Source organism: Chryseobacterium joostei (genome assembly GCF_003815775.1).
GTDB lineage: Bacteria > Bacteroidota > Bacteroidia > Flavobacteriales > Weeksellaceae > Chryseobacterium > Chryseobacterium joostei.
In genome coordinates, this window is record NZ_CP033926.1 from 1,900,019 (window position 1) to 1,925,832 (window position 25,814).

Genomic DNA, 25,814 nt, shown 5'->3' on the forward strand with positions numbered 1-25,814 from the left:
GGAAGTCTTATTCTATTTTTTTGGATAACCTGATATTTGCCTTGGTAATGAAAACTTCACCCTGTTCGGTAATTAAAGACAGAAATACCTTTGTATTGTCATCATTTACTTTAATGCTAAAATCAATTTCTTCATCCTTGCCTATTTTTTGAAATAGCTCAAAGATCTCCTTTTCATCAAAGGAATCTATCCATACACCATATCTGTTTTTATCCTTATCTCTCCAGTAGAAACCACAGAATTTCGGAATTGCTCTTTCTTTATAGGTATCATCCTTTAGACTTTTTGCAAAAAGATTTTCCTGCTCGCCATTATAATTGGTAAACCCAAAATCCAGCCATACACCTCCTTCAGGAAGAACGACTACAGGTTTCCAAAGGTATCTTTCTCTGTACACCTCATAAATATCTTCAGCCGGATAACCTTCTTTTTTGATTTTTTCCAACACTTTAGGTTTGAATGTCTTGTAGGATGGATCATTCAGCATTCTGTCTGCAAAGCCCTCATTAAACATATATTGTGCATTTTTATATGCTTTTTCTTTAGTAATAATGGTATCATGAGCCTGGAAAGCACCTATTTCTTTTTGGTTTCCCGGACCTTTTGCCCAGATAACCACTTTTCCTTTAGGCGCCAATCCTACGATAAATGTGTTGTAGGTTGTCCTTTTACGGGTATCCTGGTCTACAAAGCCTTCTTCAAAAAGCTTTGTAATTTTATCTTTATTAAGGTCCCATTTTCCGGTATAGAATTTTTTTTCTACCAGAGAATACCATGTAAACTCCAGTTGGTGTGGAAGATTCATTTTTTCGGTCTCTACGCTCATCGTTCCTCCTTCATTTCCCCAGCCTGTATTTTGTGTTCCCCAGATAGCATCAAAGCCATAAGTAAAATCATCTGCAACAATAGTTCCTTTATAAACTTCCATAGGATATTCCTGCGGTGCAGAAACCGTCCCCAACCATTGATATTTTTCTTCCATTTTTTTATTCTGACAATTTATTGTTGAAAAACAACATACTACACAAAGAATAAGAGCCTTTATTTTATTGATGGCCATGAGACATAATCTTTTTGTTACTCGCTAAAACAAGGTTTTGCTTTTGGGCTTCTACATTAATCTTTTGCGCCCTCTTTTCTGCCTTTTTTCCTACATTCAGCTGATAAGTATCTTTTACTGTTATCAGTATATTGCTTGCTTTCTTAATAATCGCCATATTAGAAAAGTTTTGATTTTTCAGCACTGTTGAATTCTACTATTTTCCCACTTTGCATGGTCATATTTTCCACTTCGCTGAACATGGAAATTTCTCCTGCTATTTCATTGGACGTTTCAGAATGTCTTTTAAACTCTTTATCTACCAATTCAGTTCTGTTATCGGAAGACTCTCTGATATCTCCGGAAGCAGTTTGCATAATATCCTTACCCGCTGTAGAGCTTATATCTTCATTTGCTGTATGGCTAATACTTGCTCCTGCATCTATGCTAATTTCTTTTCCTGCCGTAATATTGATGTTTTCACCCGCATTTAAGGTAAAGTTTTTAGGAGCCTTCATATTGATGTTTCCTTTACCATCCATAAAGTAGCTGTTTCCACTTGGATCCAGAATGGTTACACTTCCCTCATTATCATTCAGTAATATTCTGATACCGCTTCTGGTTTGTATGGATTTCAAATGATTATCGATTCCTCCGCCCAGCGCTACTCCACCATGGAACATCCCGCCCATTACGAAAGGTCTGTCCGGATGACTGTGAACAAAATTAATCATCACCTGATCTCCTACTTCCGGAATTGCCACATAACCTCTGTTTTGAGATACCTGATCTGTTCCTCCGGCATCCGGACTCATCATACGGATAAAATGAGTTGTATCATTAGTTTGCCAGTCGAATCTCACCTGCACTCTTCCTTGCCCATCCGGATCTGTATTGGAAATTACGGTGGCTATCTGTGGTTCTGCCTTTGGAATATTATATTGCGGCCTTGGAAGAAATCCTGTATCTGCTGCTATTCCTACAAAACTTCCTTTATAATGACCAATGGTATCAATTTCATGCTCAGCTTCTGTGATCATAATCTTCGTAAAGTAAGACGTCTCGTTAGAATCTGGTTTACGCATTTGTACATCTGCTACACAACCCGGATGCAGAAACGGAACGGTTGTGTTTCCGGAAATGGTAAAAACATTCACGGCTTCACTTCCGGATGCACTTTTCTGAGAATATTCTACATCAAGGTGCGTTGTTGCCTTGATGGGAGCCATCTGCAATGCCGGTGTTTTATAGATAGAGTCGTTATGGCTGTATGCTGTTTTCGCAAGGTCTCCTACATGTTTAATAGGAGTAGATCCTGAAGTCAGTCTTTCATGTTTATTACTATTATAGCCATAGAATTGGGGTTTGGTATGAACTGCTTTTAATTCAACCTTAATATCATGTGCGCTGCTTCCATAGGTTAAAACAATTGGCTTATTCTGAGGCGGAAGTTTCCCGAAATGCAGGACTTCACCATCGTAAAAGAACTGTTCTCCGTAGGCTTCAGCCATTCTTGCCAAGTAATTATAATGGGTTTCATCATATTGACTGCTGTAAATGATCTGAGAGAAATTATTAGCATCTACTCTGATATCAAAACGACTTTTATCAATTCCCTGCTTGATGACTTCTTCCGCAATGATTCCCATATTTACAGACTGAGTACCTCCAAAACTTTGAATATGAGGTGCACCGTCAAGTAAGATTGTTGGGCTGCTGCCGGTCAATACTATATTTCCAAGGCTCATTCTCTCCTGACTGAAACCTACTCCTGTGATTACTCCCACAAAGGTTCTTTCAGGGCTGTTGTCAATATCTTTGTATGAAATAATTGCCGTAAGACGTTTTCCCAGGAATTTATTGGCATCCTGCAGAGAATGGGTTTGTCTTTCACCTAAGGTATCATGGGCCAGAGTAAGGGTAAATTCGTGGTGATGTCCTGTACTTTGTTTAAGCTTAAAGTGTTTATAGTATTTGATAATCTTCCCTTCAATAACGAGGAAAAGCTTTACCAAACGGTTGATACCTGTATGATGATTTTCTGATACACCATCTGCATTCTGCGTAGGACGAAAGGATGCGGCATTTGATTTTCCAGGTGTGTTTGACATATTGTGTTGTGATTTGTATAAATTTTTGAAAATTATTCAATAAAACGGGAATTTAAAAAAATAAATAAAATTCCCTAGAATAAGGCTTTACAATAGGTAAAAAAAGACCGTCTTATAGGGACAGCCTTTTTATTTCTTTGTCATGAAGACTTAGCTCATTGGCCAAAGTCCTTCATAAGCTGAATTTCCGTAGCTAATACTTTCAGCGCTTACTACAAAGCTAATCAGCATATTGTTGCTGTCTATTGCATCAAAATCTACTTCATGTTGGATTACATATCCATTTTCCCATTTTAGAGTGATCAAAGTTCCCTCCTCATGAGATTTGTTGAAATTGATTTCTCCGGTTGTAGGTTTATATTTGCTGTTCAGTAGACTTTCTAAAACATCAGACTTTTCAGTTGCCTCAATGGTTACTTTGATAAGAGCGTTTGACGGATCTGATGCTACACGTCCTGAAATATCTGTAGCTCTTGATACACTGTAGTTAAGTCTTAATAACTTCTGACCTTCACCTCCATTGAATTTTAAGATTCCTCTTGAATTTCCTGCCATATTCTTAAATTTAAATCATTAATAATAGCCCTATATAATAGGATCTATATAACAAAGATAGACTTCATGTTCTAATTTAAAAAGTTTTAAGGCAACAGTTTCATAAATTGTAGTAGTTCTACGACTATCTATTCAATGGGATTACATAAAAACTAATAAAATGGTCTTAATTTTTAACATTATTAAAAAAATAATCAGAAATGCTTATAAATATAAGAAACTATTGCAATAACAAGATTAATGACAATCAGGCCCAATAAGACATTCGTGTATTTCCTTTTCTTGTCTATAAAACTTAGTCCCAATGTGAAAAAAAACAGCAATAAGGTATACACTGCCGGATACATATGAAAAGCCTCAGAAAACTTTCCTTCAAAAACCAATACAATTGCTCTTTGAGCACCACAACCAAGGCATTCTACACCCAGAAACTTTTTACTGGGACAGGTCAGCATGAAGTCTTCAATATCCATTTTTGTGAGATTTGTTATGAAGAGATTTTAGCCCTTGTATATTGATGTGGGAAAAAGCACTCTTCTTTCATTTCAAACGCTCCCTGAATTGCCAGATATGGATTCCTAAGAATTTCTCTTGCTACAAAAATCAGATCTGCCTTATTATTCTGAAGAATTTCTTCCGCTTGTTCTACATTCGTAATGAGACCTACAGCACCTGTTTTCACTATAGCTTCATTCTTTATTTGTGATGAAAAGGGAACCTGATAGCCATTAAAAACTGAAATTTTAGCTCCGTGAATATTTCCGCCGCTTGATACATCCACAAGGTCAACGGAATGTTCTTTTAAAATTTTCGCCAATGCTACGCTATCTTCAATATCCCAACCGTTTTCCGCATATTCTGTTCCGGAAATACGCACAAAAAGAGCCGTATCATCATTCAATTCTTCATTTACAGCATCTACAATTTCAATCAGAAAACGGATTCTGTTTTCAAAGCTTCCGCCATATTCATCTGTCCTGATATTGGAAAGTGGGGACAAAAACTGATGTATAAGATAGCCATGCGCTCCATGAAGCTCAATTACATCAAACCCAGCCTTTACAGCTCGTTGGGCTGCTTTTTTAAAATACTGTACATGTTCTTTTACCTCATCAGTACTCAATGCGTGAGGAATTCTTTCTGATGGATGATAAGGAATAGAACTTGGTGCAATGGTTTCCCATCCCTCTTCAAGAGAGATCTGCAGGTTATTCCATGTCGATCCTTTTCTCCCTGCATGAGCCAGCTGAATTCCTATCTTACTTTCTGAGTTTTTGTGAACAAATTCTACAATTTTCTGTAGTTGTTCTGCCTGCTCATCATTCCAGATTCCCATACAATGATTGGTGATCCTTCCTCTTGGTTCTACACCTGTAGCTTCTACGATCAGCAAACCTGTTCCACCCTGTGACCGGCTTCCGTAATGCACGAAATGAAAATCATTCGCCATACCGTTTTCAGATGAATACATACACATTGGAGACATTACCCAGCGGTTTTTAAGCTCTACATTCCTGAATTGTATTGGGGTATATAACATTTTATTTGTTTTAAAATTTGAACGTTGTCATTAGAAGAATAAATATTGCCCACCTCATTAAAAAGAAGTAATTTTACGCCCCTTTTTTAGTCTACAATATATGAAAAAAGACATACAGATCAGTTACGAATATTTTAAAAATAGCAGTGAGCTGAGCGATATAGAAATACAATTATTCGAAAGAGCCAAGGCGGCCCGCGAAAACGCTTATGCACCCTATTCTCAGTTTTTTGTAGGATGCTCTGTGTTATTGGAAAACGGAGAAATATACTCTGGAAATAATCAGGAGAATGCCGCTTTCCCATCCGGGCTTTGTGCTGAGAGAACCACATTGTTCTGGGTAGCAGCCAACTTTCCGAATGTTAAAGTAAAAAAAATATTTGTGGTTGGCGGACCTAAGGAATTTCATGAGAAAAATCCACCAATACCACCTTGTGGAGCATGCCGTCAGAGCTTAATAGAGTACGAAACCAAGCAAAGTGAAAACATCGATCTTTATTTTTCAAGTATGAATGAGGAAGTTGTGAAAGTACATGCGGTTAAAGACCTATTGCCTTTTTATTTCGATTCTACGTTTTTGTAGGAATGAAAAGGTAAGATTGTAAAAGTCCATTGACAAACGAAAAATTTAATATTCAACTTTTGTTGTGATATTAATGCGGATTTACATCATTTTTGTAAGTCATAGTGGATTTTTGATCAAAAAACCAACAGAGATTCTGTTGGTTTTTTTTATTTTGAATGATCCATAAAGCCAAATTCTCTATGGTTGAAAAACGCTAAGACGCTAAGGTTTTGATAAAAATAGTATGCTGATAAGGCGCAAGGATTTTATCTCTGATAAAATTGAATGCTGCTAATTTCATTTGTAATAATAGATTTTAAATAAAAAAAAGATTGTTCTATTTCTAAAACAATCTCTTTATTTTTTACATTACAGATTAATCTTCTGTTTCTTCTTCCTCTTCATCATCTTCGTACTGCTCCAGATAATAGCTAAAAGTAAAGTCTTCTACTTCTTCCTCTGCATCTTCCAGCGTAGTTAGAAGATCTTCAAAAATTTCCAGCTGATCTACTGTCATATTTACGAATTCAAGGTGAAGCGGCATTTCCAGGTCTCCGGTAATGGTATCGAAAAGCGCATCAAGATTATCCCCAAAATGTTCAGGAAGCTGAATTTTTTCCTTTAACTGGGTGTAAAAATCTTCATAATCACCTATGTCTGTAAAATCTATATATACTGTCTTCATATTGAACTAAATTTCCAATTTTTATTAATTAAAAAAGTCTTGCATTTTTTACAGAAATCCGTTTCTTCATTGGTTGGATTTTTGCCTTCTGCATCTCTCATAAAGCACATTTTCTCCGGACAATGTGGCAACCCTTGGGTATGTCCCAATTCATGAATAGCAATCTTATAAAATTGCTCATCCGTATTTTCCTTATTTAGTCTGAACATTGATGCTACACAGGCTTTTCCGGGTCTATATCCCAAGCCCATAATTCCAAAGTCTTTTATTTTTCCTCTGGTTGCACTAATATCCTTTGAAGTTAACCCTATAGTCACAAATCCATCTTTTGTTTTACTACTTAAAAACTTAATGATAGAATCTGCTCTGTAACGGTTTCTCTCTTTGTAATAAGTGTTTTCCGGAAAGGCTATTGCTTCAAGAACCTTAACATTGGGATATACTTTTTTAATTCCCACCACTACTTTTTCCAAGTTTTCAGATTTAATATCCTGAAATGGCTGTATGAGTATGGTTACGGCTTTCTTTTGTTCCTGATTCTTTACAGGCTTTTCTTTTTCTGAGCATGAGAACATCAGAAGCAATAAAAAAAGTAAACAAACAAGGTTATTATTTTTCAAAATTAATACTTATAACTATTTAAATGCAAATTATACATCAAGTCATTGCGAGGAGCTATGACTATTTACTAAGTACAATTATTGCTTTTCAAAGCTTTTATAATGATTCTTGGTAAGATAAACATCTCCATTTTGAGTATAAATAATTCTGTCTGCATTTCTTCCACCGCAGTGATAGTTTACATCTGCTTCAAAATACTTATCACCATCCGGCAATCTTCCCTCTCTGTTACCAAATTTATCTCCACCAATTGCTTTTCCCGGAAGCACTTCACAAAGATTTCCTTTTGATGGATTCCAGCCCTGATTTCTGGCTTCATTTTTTGTAATGTAATAATCCGGAAGTCTATGATTTTGTTTTACATAGCTTATCACTGTCTTTTCTTCAGTCAGTTTGTCTATAGAAACCTGTACTGATGAGTTTCCTGTATTATATTGATCTTCCGTAGAAGTACTCCCATAACTTACCGCTTCTGTTTTTGCAGCGTTTGGATGATCTTTTTTATCGGAGATAAAACGGTTGTAGATATACATCACAGACATCCCAAAGAGAAGCCCAAGACAGATAAAAAATACACCTCTTATTTTACTGTTCATTGTAACAATTTATTTTATGATTCTCTCCACTCTTCCGGAATGTCACAGATTGGAATAGGATCCATCTTATGTTTTGCGGCTTTATGCATTCGGTCAAAGATCAGGAATACTTCTTTATCTCTTCCTTCATAGTCTTCAGCCGTTTTGGTTCCATATTCTTTCTGAATTTTTTCCAATTCTGGGTAGGTTGCTCCGATCTGTTGTTCGTCAGTTCTGTCTACATCCCAAAGTCCGTCTGTTGGGATAGCCTCCTGAATGCTTTTAATTAAATTCAAGCCTTTAGCAAGTGCATACACCTCGGTTTTATATAAATCGGCAATTGGGGATACGTCTACTCCTCCATCACCATATTTTGTATAAAACCCGATTCCGAAATCTTCAACTTTATTTCCTGTTCCGCATACCAAAAGTCCGTTAAGCTGCCCGTAATAGTACAGAGTAAGCATTCTCAAACGGGATCTTGTATTGGCAAAGGCTAGTTTTTCATTGGGATACAGATCATCCTTTACATCAAAGGTTTTATAAAGTTCTTCAAAAGCAGGCGTAAGATCTACAGACATGATCTCCACATTGGGAAATCTTGATTTTAAATCATTCATATGATCCTTTGCACGGTCTACCTGATCTGCTTTCTGGCGGATTGGCATTTCGATCAATAATGTTTTCAGTCCCGTCATTGCTGCCAATGTAGAAACCACTCCGGAATCTACTCCTCCGGAAACTCCTAATACATATCCGTTTACTTTAGCTTTTGTTGCATAATCCTTTAACCAGCCAACAATATGGTCTATCACTTTTTGTGTCTGCATCCTTTATATTTTTTTAGTCTATTCCAAATTCCTTAGGGTATTTTACAACCCCGTTTTTATTTTTTAATCCGTCTTTTACCAACTCAATGGCCATTCCATTTTCTTCTGGAATTTCAAACGGAAATGAAATCCCAAAATTACTTGTTTTTTCGTAACCAAACTTAGGATAATAAGTTTCATGTCCTATTAAAATAACAGATTGATATCCTAGTTCTTGGGCAATATGATGTCCTTGAAGAATAAGTTTTCCGCCAATTCCCTGATTTTGAAACTCAGGTTTTACAGAAACCGGCGCCAAGGCAAGTGACTCAAAAGTTTCTGAATCATTCTCAATGCGAAGCTTTGTAAACAAAATATGTCCTGCAATGTCACCATTTTCATCTTCTGCCACCAGTGATAATTCAGGAATAAAGGCATCCGATTTTCTTAATTTCTCAACCAGAAATTGCTCTTGATGGTCACTATGTTCCATATTTCTGAAAGCCTCTTCTATCAGTTGAAAAACCTTTTTATAGTCTCTTTCTTCTTCTTGTCTAATCTTTAGCATTTCCTGAAATATATTTTTCACGTTTCAATTTATACCAAAAGCACATTACACCCTCATCTTCAAATTCGCCTGTATTTTCGAAACCCAGCTTTGTTAAAATATAATTGGAACCTGCATTTCCTGCATCAGCATAGGCATATATAGTCTCCGCATTTAAATCATTAAATCCATATTCAAGAGTAGCTACTGCCGCCTCCCAGGCATACCCTTTTCCCCAAAATTCAGGAATGAAACGATAGCCTAAATCCAGTGTTTCAACATGACCATTGATAGGTTTCTTCAGTAGTTTCAACCCACACCAACCTATCATCAGTCCACTCTCTTTTTCAACCACAGCAAGTCTCCCTACTCCATTTTCTACATATTGTTTCTGAATCATCCTGATACCATTCTGTGATTGTTCCACCAATGTTACAGGAGTTTCAAGATACTTCATCACTTCAGGGTTAGAATCCATAAGGAACATTCTTTCAGCATCATTATCTTCAAGTTTTCTTAAAATCAGTCTTTTTGTTTCTATTTTCATCGTATTAGTTTATTGTTCAGCTCCAAAAACAGTTACATCCGTTTTCAATCCTTTTTTAATATCCGTTTCTTTCATGTTGTTCCCACCTACATTCAGAGTTTGCAAAAGCGGATTTCCTGAAATATCAATTTTCTGGATCTTATTATGCTCTACATTGAGCTTTCTTAAATTTTTAAGCTGAATGAGATCAACTGCTTTCAGTTTATTTAAAGATAATGTTAATTGATCAATCCTTGGAGTATCTTTAAGAGAAATACTGTCCAAAAGGTTGTTATCTATATATAATGAAGCCAGTTTTTTCATATTTTCTGCCGTGAATGAAGAGATTTTACAGCCTGTACATGAAAAGAGTTCAAGCTTTTCCATATTTTTCAGACGAATGGCAGGAATTGTATTATCATCAAGCAAGATCATTTTTACATTTTTAAAAAAGGCCAGATCCTCCGTAGATTTGATATCTTTCTGAACCAAAAATAAATTGGCTACCATTTCAGCCTCTGAGGTCTCTATTACTCCGTCTTTATTCAGATCAAAATTTTCGATAACGGCTTTTTCCAGGTTTTTATCTTTAAATTCAAGCTTTTGTCCATTGAAAAAGGCAAGCCCTAAAATAAGACTGAAGGCTGTAAATATTTTAATTTTCATCATGAATTGTCTATTTAATCCTTATTTTTGTAAACTTAAATTCCATGTAAAAATAATGAAGATTTTTAGATATATTGCGCTTTCTTCTATTTTAGTTGCAGGACTGAGTTCCTGCCAAAAAGAACCCGAAAATCAATGGAAAGTAGAGATTAAAGATACCCCTGAAAAGGTTGAAATGACCGACATTTCTAAGGAATTCTATAATCCTGGTATTTCGCTGGATCAGTTTAAAGCCCAGTTTCCTTGGTTTCAGGGCAGTGTTTCTGATGCAGATTTCGGAAAAAGAAGAGCGGACGCAGAAGAAATAAAAATCTATAAGGAAGCTATTGGAAAAATAGATCAGGCCAAGCTGCAAAAAGAGCTTCAGGGCTTGTTTGCACATATCAAATATCACTTCCCTCAGTTTAAGAATCCAAAGGTATTTCTGTTTTCATCTGCATTACAAATGGTTCAGGATCCTATTTTTTATGATCAGAAAGGAAATCTTTTATTCATAGACATTACGGGCTTTATGGGAGATGGTAATGCTCACTACAAAGGACTGGAACTTTATTTCCAAAAGTCGATGAACCCTCAGAATATTGTTCCCAGGGTTTCTCAGCTTTTTGCCGAAAATATTGTAACCGAATCTGCCGATCATCAGAAGTTTATTGATCAGGTTATTCTTAACGGAAAAGTGATGATCTTACAGGATGCTTTTCTTCCCGACTTTCCTGATTATTTGAAAATAAATTACACCAAGAAGCAGTATGAATGGGCGACTACCAATGAAGCCAATATCTGGAATTATTTTGTGGAAAGCAATTTGCTGTTTGGTGATGACCCAAGATTGGGTGAACGTTTTATTGCGCCGGGACCATTTTCAAAGTTTTATACTGAAATTGACAATGAGTCTTCACCACAAATTGGAATTTTTACAGGATGGCAGATCTGTAAGGCTTATCTTAAAGAAAAACCTGAAACTAAGCTGAAGGATTTCCTGAAAATGGATGCCACAACAATCTTCAATCAGTCCGGTTATAAACCGAAACTTAAATAATAGAAAATTTAGAATTTAGAAAAAATAGAGAAATGAGAAAAACTCAGATTACGATAGATGTAGAGCTGGATGAAAACCACATCCCTGAAAACATTACATGGAACGCTCAGGATGGAGGTATTGAGAAAGAGGAAACTAAAGCTACAATGATCTCCGTATGGGATGATAAAGCAATGGAAGCTTTAAGAATTGATCTTTGGACAAAAGAAATGCCTGTAGATCAAATGAAGATGTTTATCCACCAGATCTTAATGTCTTTAGGAAATACGTATCAAAGAGCTACCGGTGAAGAAGATGTAGCACAATGGCTGGAAGAAATTGCAGAAGAGTTTGCCGTAAAATCAGCTATTAAGTAAAAATACAACACAATACATGTAACTGCTAACCAAAATAATAATGATAAAACATTGATAGATTGGTACACTGTTAGATTGATAAATTATAAAATATTATGAATTTTAATACAAAAGTAATTCACGGAGGGCAGCATCATGAGTCTGCAACGGGTTCTGTAAATGTTCCTGTATTTTTAACCTCTACGTTTGCACAGAAAAGCCCGGGAGTACATTCCGGATATGAATATTCAAGAGCTGCCAACCCTACAAGACAGGCATTGGAAGACTCTTTGGCAAGTATTGAAAACGGAGCTAGAGGTTTAGCTTTCGGTTCCGGACTTGCAGCTATCGATTGTGTTTTAAAATTACTAAATCCTGGTGATGAAGTAGTTGCTGTAGATGACCTTTACGGAGGAACTTACAGAATGTTTACCAGACTTTTTGAAAAATATCAACTGAAGTTCACTTTCGTAAATTTTGATGATGTTTCTAAAATTGCTGATGTAATTACTGATAAAACCAAGCTGATTTGGGTAGAAACTCCAACTAACCCTTTGATGAAATTAGTAGACATCAAAGCTGTAGTAGAGATTGCAAAAGGAAAAGATATTTTAGTAGCGGTAGATAATACTTTTGCTACCCCTTATATTCAAAGACCAATTGATTTGGGAGCTGATATTGTAATGCATTCAGCAACTAAATACTTGGGTGGACACTCTGACGTTATTGCAGGAGCTCTTATTGCTAAAGATGCTGAACTGGGGGAGAAACTTCATTTCATCCAGTTTGCAAGTGGTGGTATTTTAGGACCTCACGATTCTTATCTTGTATTGAGAGGAATTAAAACATTGGCACTAAGAATGCAGAGACACTCAGACAACGGTCTTGCAGTAGCAAAATATCTAGAAAATCACCCTGCTGTTGATAAGGTAATTTATCCTGGATTGGAATCTCACCCTCAATATGAATTGGCAAAATCTCAAATGAAAGAATCGGGAGGAATGGTTTCATTCACATTCAAATCCGGTAAGAAAGAAGATGCTGTTAAATTCTTAGAGAAAGTAAGAGTATTTACATTAGCTGAATCTTTAGGAGGTGTAGAATCTTTGGCTAACCACCCCGCCTTAATGACTCATGCTTCTATCCCTGCTGAAAAACGTGCTGAATTAGGAATCACTGATGATCTGGTTCGTTTAAGCGTTGGAATTGAAGATGCAGAAGATCTTATTGCAGATCTGGAAAAAGCTTTTTCTTAATACATCAAAATAAACTAAAAATGAGAAGGATTTAATATCTTTCTCATTTTTATTATCACCACAAAATATCTATGAAAAATACAAGAAAAGCCATCATTTCCGATTTGCCTCAACTTGCTGAATTATTTGATCAGTACAGAATATTCTATCACAAGGAATCAGATGTTCCTGCAGCAGGAAATTTTCTTCACGAAAGAATTGAAAACAAGGATTCTGAAATTTTTGTTGCGGAGGAAAATGGTACATTGACAGGTTTTGTACAATTATACCCCATATTTTCATCTACAAGAATGCAGCGATATTGGCTATTAAATGACCTGTACGTCAATGAAAATTATAGAGGAAAAGGATATTCCAAAGAACTTATTGAAAAAGCTAAAGAGCTATGCAAAGCTTCAAATGCCTGTGGAATCCTGCTTGAAACAGGAAAAAGTAATGACATAGGAAATCAATTATATCCATCATCCGGTTTTGAACTGTATGACTCTGTAAATTTCTACGAGTGGAGCAATTCATAGCTTTCGTACAATAAAGATGTACAAAGTAAACTGTATTATATCTAACTTATAATCCAAAATAACATGACAGATTTTCAAAAATACATCCAAAGATATTTAGACCTAATCCCTTCCGGAGACTGGTCAGCTGAATTAATAAAATCAGAAGAGAAAACGGCAGGAATTTATTCTAATCTTACCGAAGAACAATCTCAATTTTCCTATGCTGAAGGTAAATGGACACTGAAAGGCGTACTATTGCATTTATCGGACACTGAAAGAGTTTTTCAGTACAGAATACTGGCCATTGCCAGAGGTGAGAAAAATAATCTCCCTGGCTTTGATGAAAATGAATATGCTGAAAAATCCAATGCTAATGAAAGATCCCTTGAATCTTTATTGGATGAGTACAAAATTGTTAGAAAATCTTCCAAAATTCTATTGGAAACCATGAGTCCTGATGCTTTACAAAGTATTGGTACAGCCAATGGTCATGAAATTTCAGTAGAGACCATTGGAAAACTTATTATTGGCCATAATTATCACCATTTGAATATTATTGAGGAAAGATATTTATCTAAATTGGGATGGATGTAAATGAAACAAACATTAAAGTAGTTTCAAAATCATATTTTACCCATAGAATATTAATAGAGACGGGCTAAAGCCCGTTTTTATTTAACTCCCTTTCAACGGCTTTAGCCAAAACTTTTTTTAAAAAAAACACGTTTCTATTTACCCCTCAATTTTTTGTCCAAAATTCATATATTTTTTACCTTTATCAACTGTTTTGAATTCAAATAAAATTATGGAAAAAATAATCGAAATATTAAAGTCCGGCGGAACTATTCTTTATCCTACTGATACCATTTGGGGGATTGGTTGTGATGCTACCAATATAGAAGCTGTCAATAAGATTTTTGACATCAAGAAACGCGAGAAAAATAAATCCATGATTATTTTGGTAGAATCTGAAAAAAGGCTTCAGGATTTGGTAGATGTTCCTGAAATGGCTTGGGAAATCATTGACCTAAGTGAAAAACCAGTGACTATCGTTTATGAAAATCCAAAAGGATTACCTAAGGAATTACTTGCTGAAGATGGAAGTATAGGGATCAGATTGGTAAAGAATGATTTTTGTAAAAAATTAATTACAAAGCTGAACAAGCCATTGGTTTCTACATCTGCCAATTTCAGTGGTGAAAAAAGTCCCTTGAAGTTTTCTGACATCTCACCAGAAATGATAAGTCTGGTAGATTATGCTGTGGAAGAAGACAGGGATAAGGTTTCAAAATATTCAGGTTCTTCAGTCATCAAAATATGGAGTGATAATAGGATAAAGGTTCTCAGAGAGTAAAAATTCTGAGTTACCTTATTTATTTTTTAGAGTCTTGTCAGTTCATATCGGCAGGATTTCTTTTTTTTAATTCTATCTTTGCAAAACTCAACTCATAAAATACATGCTATGAATCATCAGGAATTCGCTAAAATGTGGGTAGAAGCCTGGAACTCTCGTGATTTGGAGGATATTCTCTCCCATTATTCTGAAGATATTGAGATCACAACTCCCATGATTGCCATGGCTACCGGAGGAAAGGAAAGTTCTTTAAAGGGAAAAGAGGCAGTTCGTGAATACTGGAAAAAAGCATTGAAAAAATTTCCGGATCTTCACTTTGACCTGATTCATTCAACGGCGGGAGTAGATTCTGTAGCATTATTTTATAAGTCTATTATGGATAAACATGCTGTAGAAGTGATGTTTTTTAATGAAGAGGGAAAAATTAGTAAAATGTACGCTCATTATGATTAGTGAACGGCATGGTAGAAATTGACGCTATTATAAACGATGAAAATTAATCTTAATCAAAATAAGAATTTAAAACTTTTTAAAATAATTTCTGAAGCTGCAGAAAGGAATAACCAGTCTGTATATATTGTTGGTGGATATGTTCGCGATCTTCTGATGAAGAGAAAGGCTTCTACTGACATCGACTTTGTGACTGAGCAAAGCGGTATTGAGCTAGCTCAGAATGTAGCTAAGGATATTGATCCTAAATTAAAGGTTTCTGTATTCAAAACCTATGGAACAGCCATGATTAAGTACAAGGATCTTGAACTTGAATTTGTGGGTGCCAGAAAGGAAAGCTACACAGAAAACAGCCGTAAGCCTGAAGTGGAGGGCGGAACTTTGGAAGATGACCAAAAAAGAAGAGATTTCACCATCAATGCGATGGCAATTTCTTTAAATAAAGATAATTTCGGGGAACTTATTGATCCTTTCAACGGGATTGAAGATCTGGAAAAAGAAATTCTAAGAACTCCATTAGAGCCTGCTCAAACCTATTCTGATGATCCATTGAGAATGATGAGAGCAGTACGTTTTGCTTCAACCCTAGGCTTTACCATTGAAGAAAATTCTTTAAATGCCATTAAGCAGGAAGCTGAAAGAATCAGTATTGTTTCCATGGAGAGAATCATGGTGGAGTTTAACAAGATTATGTTATCTGAAAAACCTTCTGTAGGATTAAAATTGATGGAACAAACCGGGCTTTTAAAGCTTATTATTCCTGAATTAATAGAGCTTAAAGGTGTAGAGGAAGTAGAAGGACAAACCCATAAGGATAACTTTTACCACACCCTTGAGGTAGTGGATAATATTTCTGTGAATACCGATAACCTTTGGCTGCGCTGGTCTGCATTACTTCATGACATTGGAAAAGCTCCTACGAAAAAGTTTGTGGAAGGAACAGGCTGGACTTTCCACGGACATGAATTTTTAGGCTCAAAAATGGTAAAGACTCTTTTCCAGAGGCTGAAGCTGCCATTGGGAAGTGACATGAAGTATGTTCAGAAAATGGTAAAACTTTCTTCCAGACCTATTGCCTTGATTACAGATGATGCTTCAGATTCTGCATTAAGAAGGCTTTTATTTGATGCCGGAGAAAACCTTGAGGAACTTTTTACGCTTTGCAAGGCGGATATCACCACTAAAAACTCCAAAAAACAGGAGAAATTCAAGAAAAACTTTGAATATGTGGCTGTTAAGATCAAGGAAGTAGAGGAAAAGGATCAGGTAAGAAACTTCCAGCCTCCTATCACCGGAGAGGAGATTATGCAAATGTTTGACCTTAAGCCGGGACGTGAAATCGGTATTTTAAAGGAAAAAGTGAAAGAAGCAATCCTTGAGGGGGAAATTCCGAATGAAAAGGAAGAAGCAACCAGGTTTGTTATTGCAGAAGCAGAAAAACTGGGATTAAAAATATAATTGAATTTTACAAAGTATAAAATACGGCTGGATGTTTCACATCCAGCCGTATTTCGTTTACTTCAATGAGGTATATAACAAAGCCGGACGGGCCCTAAGAGCCCGTCCGGAAAAAAACACAAATGATGAAAAAATAAAAAATTATTTTGCGTACGCCTAAGCGTTATTCTTAATTTTTATAGAACCCGTTTGTTCCAACTCCTGCCGTAAAGTTTTTCAATAGAGAACCATTGTTCGCGTTGTAAACATTTACTTTACCATCTTCTGAGAAGTTTGCGTCTGCGGCAAAGATTCTACCATCAATAACGTCAAAACCATAAACATTCCCTACGGCTGTAACAATAGGTGTAGTAGGAACAGCTGTAGAATTAACAGCCATACCATAAACTTTATTGGTATCAGTGATAAAATAGAACTTATCACTATCTGCTCTCAATTTCTGAACTTTAGGAATTCCTGTAAGAGTAGTTGTTGTAAAAGTTCCTGCAGAAGAATTGATCTTGTAAATGTATGAGTCTGTATTATCAGAAACCAATACATAAGCGCTTCCTTTGTAAGAAATAAGATCTTTAATAATCCCTACGCTAGGTAGTGTAATCGTCTTGCTTATAGTATTTGTAGACGGGCTTACAACACTGATTGTATACCCTGTTGCAAACGAATCAAAAGGAGGAGCAGTATTATAACCAATACCATCAGTCTGTACAATAATATTTCCTTCTGCTTCAACTACCTTTTCAGCATAACGTGGGAAACTAACACTATTTACATAGGTGTTATCTGCAATATTATAGGCATTAAGCTTTCTTACATCCGCAAAGTTATTGTTCGTTACAAAATATTTATTTCCAGAGAATGCTATATATCTTGGATTATCAAGATTAGCTATTACCGTAGCTTGTTTTCTGAATGTATAACGGTTTACAATATCAATTTTGTTAGGAACATTCGCTACCAAATAAGCACGATCTCCAAGGAAGCCTATACTTTGAAGTACCTTACCAAAAGATTCCTTATTGTTATTCTCAGAATAGATGTTAGTAAATATATTTCCAAGGCTGTTGCTCAAGAAAGTAACATCAGAGGTAGGCTTTGTAAATCCACCTTCGTTGGAAACAAGGATTCCGTTTTCATAGGTAGTTGACTGAGTAGTCTCAGTGTCATTATCGCTGCTACATGAAACATTGAAAAGTAACATGGAAGCAAATGCAAGAGGTAAAATTCTTTTGATATTCATATATATTTAATTTTATTTTTAAAAATTGATATTTAAACTTACACTATAATTTCTTTTAGGCAATGGATAAGCGAACATAGTATAATAGACTTGATTGAAAACATTATTAACCTTGAACCCTATGGTATACTCCTTATGGAACGTAAGACCAAGCCCGGCATTCATTACAAAATAATTTTCCAAAGCCTCACTTCTCTTTTCGTTGGAATCTGTATAGGTAAGCCCGTTAAAAAGCCCCTGAACATATACTTTTATAAACTCATACTGGTAATCAATATTTCCAGTGAACTTATGAAATGGCACATACATCAATTGCTTTTTCTTTTCAAGATCCTGAGAATTTGTATAGGTATATCCAAGGCTTCCTTTTAATAGATGCTTACCAAACCTTTTCATATACTCCATTTGAGCCTCTACCCCATATGATCTTACATGATCTGTGTTTACAGGACTATAATATCCCGAGAAAGTTGGAAGCCATCTTATCATATCGCGGATATCCAGATAAAAAGGAGCGACTGACATCTGAAGATCTCCTACCTTAAACTGGTTTCTCAGTTCAAACTGATAGGATGTCTCTGGCTTTAAATCCATATTACCTCCCGGCTGCCAATATAAATCATTGAAAGATGGAGCCCTGAAGTTTCTTGAAACACTCAGCCCGAGAGTATACCAATCTACGGCATTCCATTTTCCGGAAAAAGAAAACAGTACAGGAGAGCTAATTTTTCCAACGAAATCTTTTCGTATTCCGGCTTCAAGACGTAGATCTGTTGCAGGAAAATATCTTAATAATCCAGAAACTGATCCCATATTTCGACTTACATGATCTATTCCGGAACCATATCCTTCTCCTTTATTAAGCTGATACTCTCCAATAACATTGAAGTTCCATTTAGAGTTAAAGAAATAATTGAAATCATTCTTCAGGATATAATTCTTCCCAGTTCCACCACTAGTCTGAGGACCATCAGCTTTAGCAAAATACTGGAAATTTTCCTCCGTATAGGCTGCCTTGAAAGAGTTATTGAATTGTGTTTTATTCCAATCCCATGAAATCAGACTTCTTACATTTTGAGTTCTGTATTTCGTTTCAGTTTCGTTATCAAAAAGAACCGGATAATGCTGTTGTCCGTTAAAGAACTCCGAAATCCATGAAACCTGATGGTGTGGAGCAATTTTATAGGCTGCAGCAATATTGAAATTTGTATTGTAGTATTGTCCGTTTCTATTGATGTAGCTTTTAGCCTCTTTTACTTCATAATCATTCTCACTTACAGAATAGTTCCCCGAAGCCTTAAAGCTGAATTTTTCATTGCTATAAGCTCCTTTAAGCAAGTTGTTATAGGTATTAAAAGATGCTACTTCTGAAAATAGTGTACCATGAAACCCTTTATTAAAGTCGAGATTATTATTCAGGTGAATACTTCCGCCGATAGCTCCGGAGCCATAGGTAACACTTCCTCCACCGGCTTTTATTCCGATCTGGTCATACCCGAACAAAGAAATATTATTGATATCTCCCTGTCCTAAAAAATTAGAGTTAATATTAATTCCATTCCATACAAAAGCCGTCTGTTGGGCGGTGGTTCCTCGGAAAGATGGTGAAGAAACTGCTCCACGTCCGTTTTCCTTAATGTAAACAGCAGACTGGAATCTCAGCAGTTCAGAAAGATTGCTGGAATTTTTTTGGGCATCTTCAGTACTAATAGTTTTTACAGGATGAAAAAGCTTTACCTTATTCATCTGACTATCGAAAATATAAATCGTATCAACCACTTTCTCCTGTCCGAAAAGAAAGCAGCCGTAAGACGACAAAAACAGTACTAAAGATCTTTTTATACCCATATTATTCCACTTTTCCTCCGAAAGCAATATGTTTTTTTGATTATTATTCTGGCAGGTCTCCTGACTTTCGCTTTCTGTGCCTTCCCGTTTGTACAGTGGCTGTTTACAGAAACTTTTGTTGCGATTTACAGTTGCGGGGACAGTCTGGGCGTCTCACCCAATTCCCTTTTCATTCCAATATGCTGGAAACCAAAATTTTTGCAAAGATAGCTTTTTAAATGTATTGACCAAAAATCAGACTTATAGGCCAACCTTTGCATTTTGTGATCATCTGTACCTATTTTTAGCAAAAATAAATACATATAGATTTACTGTAAAAATTCAGATAACTGTAAGCCTGAAACATTACATATATAAAATAAAAACAGCTGCCTCCCATACGAAAGCAGCTGATTATATATAACAATATGTTTACTTATTTACCGATTACTTCCGTAATTGGGTTTCCTACATTTCCACTTGGGAATTGAATTTTTAGTAATGAAGAAACTGTAGGCGCAATATCCGTCATATGATAAGCCTTATTGCTTTCACCCTGCTTAACTCCCCATCCCATAAAGATTAATGGAATATGTGAATCATAAGAATTCCATACACTGTGTGTAGTTCCTGTTTTGGAGTATGGTGGAAGCATAGAGTCATGAGAAATCAATTGGATATCACCACTTCTCTGTCTGTTGATTCCGTTGATAATTCTTTGCTTAATGGGCTCCGGAATACTAGATTCCTGAACTTTATCTACAGAAACAGCATATAAAACAGTAAGATCTTTTTCCAATTCCTTTACCGTAAAGTTTCTTACATCATCCAACTCAAGTTTGCTGTCTGCCAATACTTTTCTGTCAAAATAAATCTGATAGTTATCAATTGCATTAATCAATTTATCTGCGCCAAATTTAGCTTTCAACTTTTCGTTAATATTCTTCTCAGCTCCTTCTCCGAAGAAACCTGTAGGTATTTTATGTTCTTTCAGGAATCCTACCGAATGAGCACCACCGTGGTCAGCAGAAAGGAAAACGGTGTACTCACCTTTTCCAACCTTTGAATCCAGGTAGTTGAAGAATTCTGCTAAATCCTGATCTAGTCTGATATAAACATCCTCCACTTCAATGGAATTCGGTCCGAACTTATGCCCGGCATAATCAGTAGAAGCCAAGTTGATTGCTAAAAAGTCAGTAATAGCATCACCTCCTAGTTTTTCACCCTCTACAGAAGCTTCCGCCAACTTCAAAGTCAGCGTATTTCCGAAAGGTGTGTAACGAATGTTATCTTTTTTTGTCTGATAATCTTTTGCTAAATCATTGTAAGGGAAAGTAGGTGTCTTTGCACTTCCCAATAACCCTTCCCAGGAAGAATTGTCAGGCGAACTTTCTGTATACTGATTGATTGGAAGTAAAGTATTCCAGCCATTTGCTACTAATTTTTCCGGTAAATTCTGAGAGTTGAATGATTTCACCCACTGAGGAAGATCATTCATATACCATGTGCTTGTAATAAAATTTCCGGTACTGTCATCAAACCAGAACGCTCCGTTCGGAGTATGTCCCGCAGGAAGAATGGAAGCACGGTCTTTCAAAGAAACACCAACTACTTTCCCTTGGAAATTGGTTGCCAGTCTTAATTCATCCGTTACCGTTGTAGACCAAAGGTTTTTCGGAGAGTGGCTTCCTGTTTTTGTATTGGTAGTTCCTACCGGCTGCACACTGTCGTCTGCAGTACAGTATACCCCTTTACCCGTTTCCTTATCCGTCCAGTCGTTTCCGGCAATCCCGTGAATTGCAGGTACAGATCCTGTATAAATACACGTGTGTCCTAGCGCTGTAATGGTTGGAACATACGGAATGTGTACATTATTTAAAGAATAACCTGTATTCAATAATCTTTTGAAACCGTCATTTCCATATTTGTTGTAAAAACGGTATAGATAATCCCAACGCATCTGATCCACTACCAGACCTACTACTAATTTGGGTCTTTCCAATTGAGAATTTCTGTTCTTCTGCGCATTGATTGTAACTACGGACAAAAAAGTAGCTGCCGCAATTGAAATGTTCCTAAGCATCCAAGTAAATTTTTATTGATCACAAATTTAGGGGTTTTGAAAGTTTTAGAGTATGAAATTTTATTTAAATTTGATCTTTATTCAATTCCCTAACCCAATTCATCATGATTTTAGGAGTATACTGGTACTTTAAATTCCCTGAAAACCTATACCATTTCAAGTTTTTCAGGTTTTTTGAAGGATATGGAGGCCATGCGGATAATGATGCAGAACTGGCAGCAAGAGTTCAGGTGAGTAATATTGAAAACCTCATCAGAAAACTGGAAGAATTGAAATTATGTTTCAAAAGAACTTATTTGTCCCTTGCCATCAATGAGAATCAGCTTATTATTAGTATTGGAGATCATCAGCTTTTCGATTATCATTTTCAGTTTGCAGCCGAAATAGAAGATTTGTTGATTCAAGAAAATGCAAAACTTTTGGATTCAAGCGTTCCTTTTAAAGCTCAACTCAATAAAAGCTATCAGCCGGAAAAGGAAGTTTTTGAAAATATTGAACATCGTTTTATTCAAATCGTTGGTTCGGAATTAAAAAAGAATAATGCTGAAAATCTTTCCATAAGAATTGACTGTAACCTACCATTAGCAGACAAAAAAGACTTTATCAATCACCTTATTCCTATATGCAGAGAGGAAAACATCAATGTATTCTATTATAAGGATCATGATTTTAATAATCATTGTAATCTAATGCTCTTTTTCAGCAATGGACGACAGAGTAAAGATGCTATCCAGGCTGTTCATGTTAATTCATTTGGAAATAAGATAAGACAACTCAGTGAAAAATATCCACTCCATTTCGGCCATTTTGGTGGACTAAACCACTATCCGCAAAATGAGCCTCATATTGAACTGATGGTGGATGAAGAATATATTTTAAGCAAAAAATAAACCCATTATAATTTAATAGTATGATTAAGTTTAAATACGTCATTTTGTATGTAGAAGATGTAGAACAATCTATGAACTTCTATAAAAACACCTTTAACGCCGAAATAAAATTCATTACTCCGGAAAAAGACTATGGAGAACTACTTACCGGAGAAACAACCCTTTCTTTTGCTTCAATTAGCTTAGCTGGTTCAAATCTAAAACTGGGGTTTCTATCCTCCAAAACACAAGAAAAGCCATTTGGAATAGAACTTGGCTTTGTAACCGATGATGTGGAAGCACTGTTGGAAAAGGCAGTAAAAAATGGCGCTGAACTATATGAAGATATTGCTGTAAAACCTTGGGGACAAAAAACAGCCTACATCAAGGATCTTGACCATTATTTAGTGGAAATCTGTACTGAAATTCAATAAATATTCTTATTCGTGGAAATAAAGAAACTACAAAAACTATCCTCCAATCCCAGTTTGAATTGGGGACATAATGGGTATACAACAGATAAAATTTATTCCGTTTCGTCTATAGAATACTCCAATTCCTTTGAATTTACTCTAAGGGAAAAGTCTTTGTCTTATTCCAAAATCTGGGAAACTGATACTGATGAACTTGAAGAACTTAATAACATCATTGAAAAAGATAATTCTTTTGGAGCCTTTACAGATGGCGAACTTCAAGGCTGGATCATTGGTGAACACAGAACATGGAACAACAGCTTTTACATAGAAAATATCCTTGTCAATGAAAAATATAGAAGACAGGGAATTGGGATTATGCTGATTAAAAACGTCCTTAAAGAAGCTCGAAGACTCAACTGCAGAGTCATTGAACTTGAAACCCAGAATACCAACTACCCTGCCATACAGTTTTACAGAAGAATGGGGTTCAATATTACCGGCCTGAATACAAGACTATATGATAACCCTGATGAAATTGCCCTTTTTATGACCCTAGACATCGAATAACTCTAGGACTAAAAACACCTCTTACTAATTCTATTAATCAATTATCATTTTATTTTTCATTAAAAAATTAAAACACTTGCTAGTGTCTTATATTTTTTATACATTAGTAATCAGCAAATTAAAAACATTGATTACTATGAAAAATTTAAAAAAATTAAAGAGAAGCCAATTGGTGTTAATTAGCGGAGGAGATACAGCTTATGCATTCTGTTTAGACGGCGTTTGTCCTCCAACCCACGGATCCTATTATTGCAGCGGAGATACTTGCTACAGAGTAACTGGAGGAGGTGGTAATACTGGAGGAGGTCCTGGTGGCGTAACTCCTTGTCATGAGCCACAACGTTTCTGCCAGGAGTGGGAAACAGGATGTGGATGTCATTATTAAAGTTAGTTGTTAGATAAAAATTAGGGCGGTTTTTACCGCTCTTTTTTTGTGCAATCTAAAAACCTGAAAGGATAAAAAAAGGAAAGCAAAAGTTCTTAAATAAGTTCAGTATTGAAAAGAAATTAGATAAAATTCTTTTCACAAAAAAACCGCGCCCTCCGGGCGCGGTTTTCATATATATAATTCAGTAAATTAGAATTTAAGATCTCCATTCACTTCTCTCACTGCATTAGCAGCTTCAGCGAATTTCAATTGCTCTTCAGCAGTCAATGTTACGTTTACGATTGATTCTACTCCGTTTGCTCCGATGATAGCAGGAACTCCTAGGCAGATATCGTTTTGTCCGTATTCACCCTCAAGCATTAAAGAACAAGGGATCATTTTCTTTTGGTCACATGCAATAGCCTGAACCATTACAGAAACAGCTGCACCTGGAGCATACCAAGCAGAAGTTCCTAATAATTTAGTAAGGGTAGCACCCCCTACTTTAGTTTCTTCAATTACATATTTTTGTTTTTCTTCGTCTAAAAATTCAGTTACAGGAACACCATTTCTTGTAGCTTTGCTCAATAATGGAAGCATCCCTGTATCACTGTGAGCAGCGATTACCATACCATCCACATCAGAAATTGGAGCTTCTAATGCCTCAGCCAATCTATACTTGAATCTTGCAGAGTCTAGAGCACCACCCATTCCGATGATCTTGTGCTTAGGAAGACCTGAAGTTTTGTGAACCAGATAAGCCATAGTATCCATTGGGTTAGAAACCACGATAATGATTACTTCTGGAGAATGTTTTACTAAGTTTTCAGTAACTTCTTTTACGATACCCGCATTGATACCAATTAATTCTTCTCTAGTCATTCCAGGTTTTCTTGGGATACCTGAAGTGATTACTGCTACATGAGAACCTGCAGTTTTGCTGTAATCTCCTGTTGTTCCGGTAATTTTTGTATCAAATCCGTTAAGAGACGCTGTCTGCATCAAATCCATTGCTTTACCTTCAGCAAATCCTTCTTTAATATCTACCAAAACTACTTCTGAACAGAAGTTCTTCATTGCGATGTATTCCGCACAGCTTGCTCCTACAGCGCCTGCACCTACTACAGTTACTTTCATATTGTTACTTTTTAAATTATTTATTTTTGTTAGTTAAGTTTAAAATTGAAACTCCCCAAATTTAATAAATCCTGAAAAAATGAGCAATTTTTCAGAAATTTAATTAGAATTAAAAGAAATTAGTTGACGTTCAGTAAAAACGTGTATAGTTTTTTTGCTCCGGAAAGCACTTCATTATAGTTTTCCTCCTTAACTTCCGTGTCCAAAAACTCCTTAAAGTTCTTCCACATGGGTCCCGTATTCTCCTGATAGCATCCAAAGAAATTAAAAGTCACCTCATCAAAACCTTCCGTTTTAGAAAGCTGCTTGGCAATAACGTTTCCACCCAAAGTAGAACCTTCAATGACATACATAGCGCCCAAAGCCTCATGTTCATTCTCAAACTCAAGAGGGTGAGATACAGCCTGGTTATCCAGAGAAAGACTCTCAAGATCCTTTTCAATAAGGGAAAGCTTCTTTCTTTCTTCAAGCTGAAGTTTTTCCGCATACTTATCAGAAAGACTGTTGAATATTTTATCTTCACTGTGAAGAAGCATCAGATAATTCGTATGGATGATCTTTTTATAATCTTCTAACGTGAAAGTTTTATTAAAAATTTTTTCAGAATTAAAAAGCTTCTCTGCTGCATCGTGATATTCTGCTGTATTTTGTTTAAGATATTCTGATACCATAAATAACAT

General features: G+C 35.9%; 31 protein-coding genes and 1 riboswitch. Of the genes, 13 read left to right on the top strand and 18 right to left on the bottom strand.

Annotated elements, in window-relative coordinates; translation table 11 throughout:
* Window positions 1-7: 7 nt before the first annotated feature.
* The 6 genes from EG359_RS08590 to namA form a co-directional block, all read right to left on the bottom strand.
* On the bottom strand, window positions 8-982 hold the full coding sequence (locus EG359_RS08590; RefSeq protein ID WP_262488025.1) for a DUF2931 family protein: 975 nt from the start codon (window positions 980-982) through the stop codon (window positions 8-10).
* 64 nt (window positions 983-1,046) lie between these two features.
* A complete protein-coding gene (locus tag EG359_RS22415) occupies window positions 1,047-1,217 on the bottom strand; it encodes a hypothetical protein (RefSeq protein ID WP_164463053.1) in 171 nt (56 codons plus the stop codon).
* Window position 1,218: 1 nt separating this feature from the next.
* Window positions 1,219-3,150: a type VI secretion system Vgr family protein gene (locus EG359_RS08595; RefSeq protein WP_076352449.1), complete on the bottom strand. Its 1,932-nt coding sequence runs from the start codon at window positions 3,148-3,150 to the stop codon at window positions 1,219-1,221.
* Window positions 3,151-3,300: 150 nt separating this feature from the next.
* Window positions 3,301-3,705 (bottom strand): type VI secretion system tube protein TssD, encoded by a 405-nt coding sequence (tssD, locus tag EG359_RS08600; protein WP_076352450.1) that lies wholly within the window; start codon window positions 3,703-3,705, stop codon window positions 3,301-3,303.
* Window positions 3,706-3,899: 194 nt separating this feature from the next.
* Window positions 3,900-4,178 (bottom strand): DUF2752 domain-containing protein, encoded by a 279-nt coding sequence (locus tag EG359_RS08605; protein ID WP_076352451.1) that lies wholly within the window; start codon window positions 4,176-4,178, stop codon window positions 3,900-3,902.
* Between the two features lie 14 nt (window positions 4,179-4,192).
* A complete protein-coding gene (gene namA / locus EG359_RS08610) occupies window positions 4,193-5,245 on the bottom strand; it encodes an NADPH dehydrogenase NamA (RefSeq protein ID WP_076352452.1) in 1,053 nt (350 codons plus the stop codon).
* 100 nt (window positions 5,246-5,345) lie between these two features.
* On the opposite strand from namA, the gene EG359_RS08615 reads away from it, so the two are divergent.
* On the top strand, window positions 5,346-5,828 hold the full coding sequence (locus EG359_RS08615) for a cytidine deaminase (protein WP_076352453.1): 483 nt from the start codon (window positions 5,346-5,348) through the stop codon (window positions 5,826-5,828).
* A 358-nt stretch (window positions 5,829-6,186) separates the two neighbouring features.
* Here the strand turns inward: EG359_RS08615 and EG359_RS08620 are convergent, their stop codons facing one another.
* The 7 genes from EG359_RS08620 to EG359_RS08650 form a co-directional block, all read right to left on the bottom strand.
* Window positions 6,187-6,495, bottom strand: coding sequence for a barstar family protein (locus EG359_RS08620; protein WP_076352454.1), 309 nt, complete (start codon window positions 6,493-6,495; stop codon window positions 6,187-6,189).
* Window positions 6,492-7,115: a Zn-dependent protease gene (locus tag EG359_RS08625; protein ID WP_228434946.1), complete on the bottom strand. Its 624-nt coding sequence runs from the start codon at window positions 7,113-7,115 to the stop codon at window positions 6,492-6,494. The genes EG359_RS08620 and EG359_RS08625 overlap by 4 nt, the downstream gene beginning before the upstream one ends.
* A 78-nt stretch (window positions 7,116-7,193) precedes the next feature.
* Window positions 7,194-7,712: a ribonuclease domain-containing protein gene (locus EG359_RS08630; RefSeq protein ID WP_076352456.1), complete on the bottom strand. Its 519-nt coding sequence runs from the start codon at window positions 7,710-7,712 to the stop codon at window positions 7,194-7,196.
* Between the two features lie 14 nt (window positions 7,713-7,726).
* Window positions 7,727-8,521, bottom strand: coding sequence for an NAD(+) synthase (gene nadE, locus EG359_RS08635; protein WP_076352457.1), 795 nt, complete (start codon window positions 8,519-8,521; stop codon window positions 7,727-7,729).
* A gap of 13 nt (window positions 8,522-8,534) precedes the next feature.
* Window positions 8,535-9,068 carry a GNAT family N-acetyltransferase gene (locus EG359_RS08640; RefSeq protein WP_076352458.1) on the bottom strand — a complete coding sequence of 178 codons (534 nt, stop codon included), beginning with the start codon at window positions 9,066-9,068 and terminating at the stop codon, window positions 8,535-8,537.
* Entirely contained in the window at window positions 9,055-9,594 is a 540-nt protein-coding gene (locus tag EG359_RS08645; RefSeq protein ID WP_076352459.1) for a GNAT family N-acetyltransferase, read from the bottom strand. Before EG359_RS08645 ends, EG359_RS08640 begins: the two co-directional genes overlap by 14 nt.
* A gap of 9 nt (window positions 9,595-9,603) precedes the next feature.
* On the bottom strand, window positions 9,604-10,242 hold the full coding sequence (locus EG359_RS08650) for a leucine-rich repeat domain-containing protein (RefSeq protein ID WP_076352460.1): 639 nt from the start codon (window positions 10,240-10,242) through the stop codon (window positions 9,604-9,606).
* Window positions 10,243-10,294: 52 nt separating this feature from the next.
* Between EG359_RS08650 and gldB the strand changes: the two genes are divergently transcribed.
* From gldB to EG359_RS08690, 8 genes are all read left to right on the top strand, one after another.
* Window positions 10,295-11,278, top strand: coding sequence for a gliding motility lipoprotein GldB (gene gldB / locus EG359_RS08655; protein ID WP_174567011.1), 984 nt, complete (start codon window positions 10,295-10,297; stop codon window positions 11,276-11,278).
* Between the two features lie 32 nt (window positions 11,279-11,310).
* Window positions 11,311-11,634, top strand: a complete 324-nt coding sequence (gene gldC / locus EG359_RS08660) for a gliding motility protein GldC (RefSeq protein ID WP_076352461.1) — start codon at window positions 11,311-11,313, stop codon at window positions 11,632-11,634.
* A gap of 95 nt (window positions 11,635-11,729) precedes the next feature.
* Window positions 11,730-12,869 carry a cystathionine gamma-synthase gene (locus EG359_RS08665; RefSeq protein ID WP_076352462.1) on the top strand — a complete coding sequence of 380 codons (1,140 nt, stop codon included), beginning with the start codon at window positions 11,730-11,732 and terminating at the stop codon, window positions 12,867-12,869.
* A gap of 71 nt (window positions 12,870-12,940) precedes the next feature.
* Window positions 12,941-13,387, top strand: a complete 447-nt coding sequence (locus EG359_RS08670) for a GNAT family N-acetyltransferase (protein WP_076352463.1) — start codon at window positions 12,941-12,943, stop codon at window positions 13,385-13,387.
* A gap of 63 nt (window positions 13,388-13,450) precedes the next feature.
* Complete coding sequence (locus tag EG359_RS08675; RefSeq protein WP_076352464.1) at window positions 13,451-13,963, top strand: DinB family protein; 513 nt, start codon at window positions 13,451-13,453, stop codon at window positions 13,961-13,963.
* Between the two features lie 211 nt (window positions 13,964-14,174).
* The gene (locus tag EG359_RS08680) at window positions 14,175-14,723 is read left to right on the top strand and encodes an L-threonylcarbamoyladenylate synthase (protein WP_076352465.1); all 549 of its coding nucleotides are present in this window, start codon (window positions 14,175-14,177) and stop codon (window positions 14,721-14,723) included.
* 108 nt (window positions 14,724-14,831) lie between these two features.
* On the top strand, window positions 14,832-15,176 hold the full coding sequence (locus tag EG359_RS08685; RefSeq protein WP_076352466.1) for a nuclear transport factor 2 family protein: 345 nt from the start codon (window positions 14,832-14,834) through the stop codon (window positions 15,174-15,176).
* Between the two features lie 36 nt (window positions 15,177-15,212).
* Entirely contained in the window at window positions 15,213-16,631 is a 1,419-nt protein-coding gene (locus EG359_RS08690; protein WP_076352467.1) for a CCA tRNA nucleotidyltransferase, read from the top strand.
* 169 nt (window positions 16,632-16,800) lie between these two features.
* Here the strand turns inward: EG359_RS08690 and EG359_RS08695 are convergent, their stop codons facing one another.
* The 3 genes from EG359_RS08695 to pafA all read right to left on the bottom strand — a co-directional run bounded on the left by EG359_RS08695 (window position 16,801) and on the right by pafA (window position 21,778).
* A complete protein-coding gene (locus tag EG359_RS08695; RefSeq protein WP_076352468.1) occupies window positions 16,801-17,868 on the bottom strand; it encodes a hypothetical protein in 1,068 nt (355 codons plus the stop codon).
* A gap of 18 nt (window positions 17,869-17,886) precedes the next feature.
* Window positions 17,887-19,716, bottom strand: coding sequence for a TonB-dependent receptor plug domain-containing protein (locus EG359_RS08700; protein ID WP_076352757.1), 1,830 nt, complete (start codon window positions 19,714-19,716; stop codon window positions 17,887-17,889).
* A 33-nt stretch (window positions 19,717-19,749) separates the two neighbouring features.
* A riboswitch (cobalamin riboswitch) is annotated at window positions 19,750-19,925 on the bottom strand.
* 206 nt (window positions 19,926-20,131) lie between these two features.
* Window positions 20,132-21,778 (bottom strand): alkaline phosphatase PafA, encoded by a 1,647-nt coding sequence (gene pafA / locus EG359_RS08705; RefSeq protein ID WP_076352469.1) that lies wholly within the window; start codon window positions 21,776-21,778, stop codon window positions 20,132-20,134.
* 104 nt (window positions 21,779-21,882) lie between these two features.
* On the opposite strand from pafA, the gene EG359_RS08710 reads away from it, so the two are divergent.
* From EG359_RS08710 to EG359_RS08725, 4 genes are all read left to right on the top strand, one after another.
* Window positions 21,883-22,668 (top strand): hypothetical protein, encoded by a 786-nt coding sequence (locus EG359_RS08710; protein ID WP_076352470.1) that lies wholly within the window; start codon window positions 21,883-21,885, stop codon window positions 22,666-22,668.
* A gap of 20 nt (window positions 22,669-22,688) precedes the next feature.
* On the top strand, window positions 22,689-23,081 hold the full coding sequence (locus EG359_RS08715) for a VOC family protein (RefSeq protein WP_076352471.1): 393 nt from the start codon (window positions 22,689-22,691) through the stop codon (window positions 23,079-23,081).
* A 12-nt stretch (window positions 23,082-23,093) separates the two neighbouring features.
* Complete coding sequence (locus tag EG359_RS08720) at window positions 23,094-23,630, top strand: GNAT family N-acetyltransferase (RefSeq protein ID WP_076352472.1); 537 nt, start codon at window positions 23,094-23,096, stop codon at window positions 23,628-23,630.
* Window positions 23,631-23,766: 136 nt separating this feature from the next.
* Window positions 23,767-24,015: a hypothetical protein gene (locus tag EG359_RS08725; protein WP_076352758.1), complete on the top strand. Its 249-nt coding sequence runs from the start codon at window positions 23,767-23,769 to the stop codon at window positions 24,013-24,015.
* Window positions 24,016-24,207: 192 nt separating this feature from the next.
* Here the strand turns inward: EG359_RS08725 and EG359_RS08730 are convergent, their stop codons facing one another.
* Window positions 24,208-25,134 carry a malate dehydrogenase gene (locus tag EG359_RS08730; protein WP_076352473.1) on the bottom strand — a complete coding sequence of 309 codons (927 nt, stop codon included), beginning with the start codon at window positions 25,132-25,134 and terminating at the stop codon, window positions 24,208-24,210.
* Window positions 25,135-25,253: 119 nt separating this feature from the next.
* Complete coding sequence (locus EG359_RS08735) at window positions 25,254-25,805, bottom strand: biliverdin-producing heme oxygenase (RefSeq protein WP_076352474.1); 552 nt, start codon at window positions 25,803-25,805, stop codon at window positions 25,254-25,256.
* Window positions 25,806-25,814: the final 9 nt, after the last annotated feature.

What these genes read in the sequence shown, in the direction of transcription:
- EG359_RS08725 (WP_076352758.1), top strand. Translation starts at nt 23,767, where the DNA reads ATGAAAAATTTAAAAAAATTAAAGAGAAGCCAATTGGTGTTAATTAGC.
- pafA (WP_076352469.1), bottom strand. Translation starts at nt 21,778, where the DNA reads ATGCTTAGGAACATTTCAATTGCGGCAGCTACTTTTTTGTCCGTAGTT.
- tssD (WP_076352450.1), bottom strand. Translation starts at nt 3,705, where the DNA reads ATGGCAGGAAATTCAAGAGGAATCTTAAAATTCAATGGAGGTGAAGGT.
- namA (WP_076352452.1), bottom strand. Translation starts at nt 5,245, where the DNA reads ATGTTATATACCCCAATACAATTCAGGAATGTAGAGCTTAAAAACCGC.
- EG359_RS08715 (WP_076352471.1), top strand. Translation starts at nt 22,689, where the DNA reads ATGATTAAGTTTAAATACGTCATTTTGTATGTAGAAGATGTAGAACAA.
- EG359_RS08690 (WP_076352467.1), top strand. Translation starts at nt 15,213, where the DNA reads ATGAAAATTAATCTTAATCAAAATAAGAATTTAAAACTTTTTAAAATA.
- EG359_RS08650 (WP_076352460.1), bottom strand. Translation starts at nt 10,242, where the DNA reads ATGATGAAAATTAAAATATTTACAGCCTTCAGTCTTATTTTAGGGCTT.
- EG359_RS08670 (WP_076352463.1), top strand. Translation starts at nt 12,941, where the DNA reads ATGAAAAATACAAGAAAAGCCATCATTTCCGATTTGCCTCAACTTGCT.
- EG359_RS08595 (WP_076352449.1), bottom strand. Translation starts at nt 3,150, where the DNA reads ATGTCAAACACACCTGGAAAATCAAATGCCGCATCCTTTCGTCCTACG.
- EG359_RS08695 (WP_076352468.1), bottom strand. Translation starts at nt 17,868, where the DNA reads ATGAATATCAAAAGAATTTTACCTCTTGCATTTGCTTCCATGTTACTT.
- EG359_RS08700 (WP_076352757.1), bottom strand. Translation starts at nt 19,716, where the DNA reads ATGGGTATAAAAAGATCTTTAGTACTGTTTTTGTCGTCTTACGGCTGC.
- EG359_RS08640 (WP_076352458.1), bottom strand. Translation starts at nt 9,068, where the DNA reads ATGCTAAAGATTAGACAAGAAGAAGAAAGAGACTATAAAAAGGTTTTT.
- EG359_RS08735 (WP_076352474.1), bottom strand. Translation starts at nt 25,805, where the DNA reads ATGGTATCAGAATATCTTAAACAAAATACAGCAGAATATCACGATGCA.
- EG359_RS08675 (WP_076352464.1), top strand. Translation starts at nt 13,451, where the DNA reads ATGACAGATTTTCAAAAATACATCCAAAGATATTTAGACCTAATCCCT.
- EG359_RS08680 (WP_076352465.1), top strand. Translation starts at nt 14,175, where the DNA reads ATGGAAAAAATAATCGAAATATTAAAGTCCGGCGGAACTATTCTTTAT.
- EG359_RS08630 (WP_076352456.1), bottom strand. Translation starts at nt 7,712, where the DNA reads ATGAACAGTAAAATAAGAGGTGTATTTTTTATCTGTCTTGGGCTTCTC.
- nadE (WP_076352457.1), bottom strand. Translation starts at nt 8,521, where the DNA reads ATGCAGACACAAAAAGTGATAGACCATATTGTTGGCTGGTTAAAGGAT.
- EG359_RS08620 (WP_076352454.1), bottom strand. Translation starts at nt 6,495, where the DNA reads ATGAAGACAGTATATATAGATTTTACAGACATAGGTGATTATGAAGAT.
- EG359_RS08605 (WP_076352451.1), bottom strand. Translation starts at nt 4,178, where the DNA reads ATGGATATTGAAGACTTCATGCTGACCTGTCCCAGTAAAAAGTTTCTG.
- EG359_RS08710 (WP_076352470.1), top strand. Translation starts at nt 21,883, where the DNA reads ATGATTTTAGGAGTATACTGGTACTTTAAATTCCCTGAAAACCTATAC.
- gldC (WP_076352461.1), top strand. Translation starts at nt 11,311, where the DNA reads ATGAGAAAAACTCAGATTACGATAGATGTAGAGCTGGATGAAAACCAC.
- EG359_RS08590 (WP_262488025.1), bottom strand. Translation starts at nt 982, where the DNA reads ATGGAAGAAAAATATCAATGGTTGGGGACGGTTTCTGCACCGCAGGAA.
- gldB (WP_174567011.1), top strand. Translation starts at nt 10,295, where the DNA reads ATGAAGATTTTTAGATATATTGCGCTTTCTTCTATTTTAGTTGCAGGA.
- EG359_RS08615 (WP_076352453.1), top strand. Translation starts at nt 5,346, where the DNA reads ATGAAAAAAGACATACAGATCAGTTACGAATATTTTAAAAATAGCAGT.
- EG359_RS08685 (WP_076352466.1), top strand. Translation starts at nt 14,832, where the DNA reads ATGAATCATCAGGAATTCGCTAAAATGTGGGTAGAAGCCTGGAACTCT.
- EG359_RS08665 (WP_076352462.1), top strand. Translation starts at nt 11,730, where the DNA reads ATGAATTTTAATACAAAAGTAATTCACGGAGGGCAGCATCATGAGTCT.
- EG359_RS22415 (WP_164463053.1), bottom strand. Translation starts at nt 1,217, where the DNA reads ATGGCGATTATTAAGAAAGCAAGCAATATACTGATAACAGTAAAAGAT.
- EG359_RS08730 (WP_076352473.1), bottom strand. Translation starts at nt 25,134, where the DNA reads ATGAAAGTAACTGTAGTAGGTGCAGGCGCTGTAGGAGCAAGCTGTGCG.
- EG359_RS08645 (WP_076352459.1), bottom strand. Translation starts at nt 9,594, where the DNA reads ATGAAAATAGAAACAAAAAGACTGATTTTAAGAAAACTTGAAGATAAT.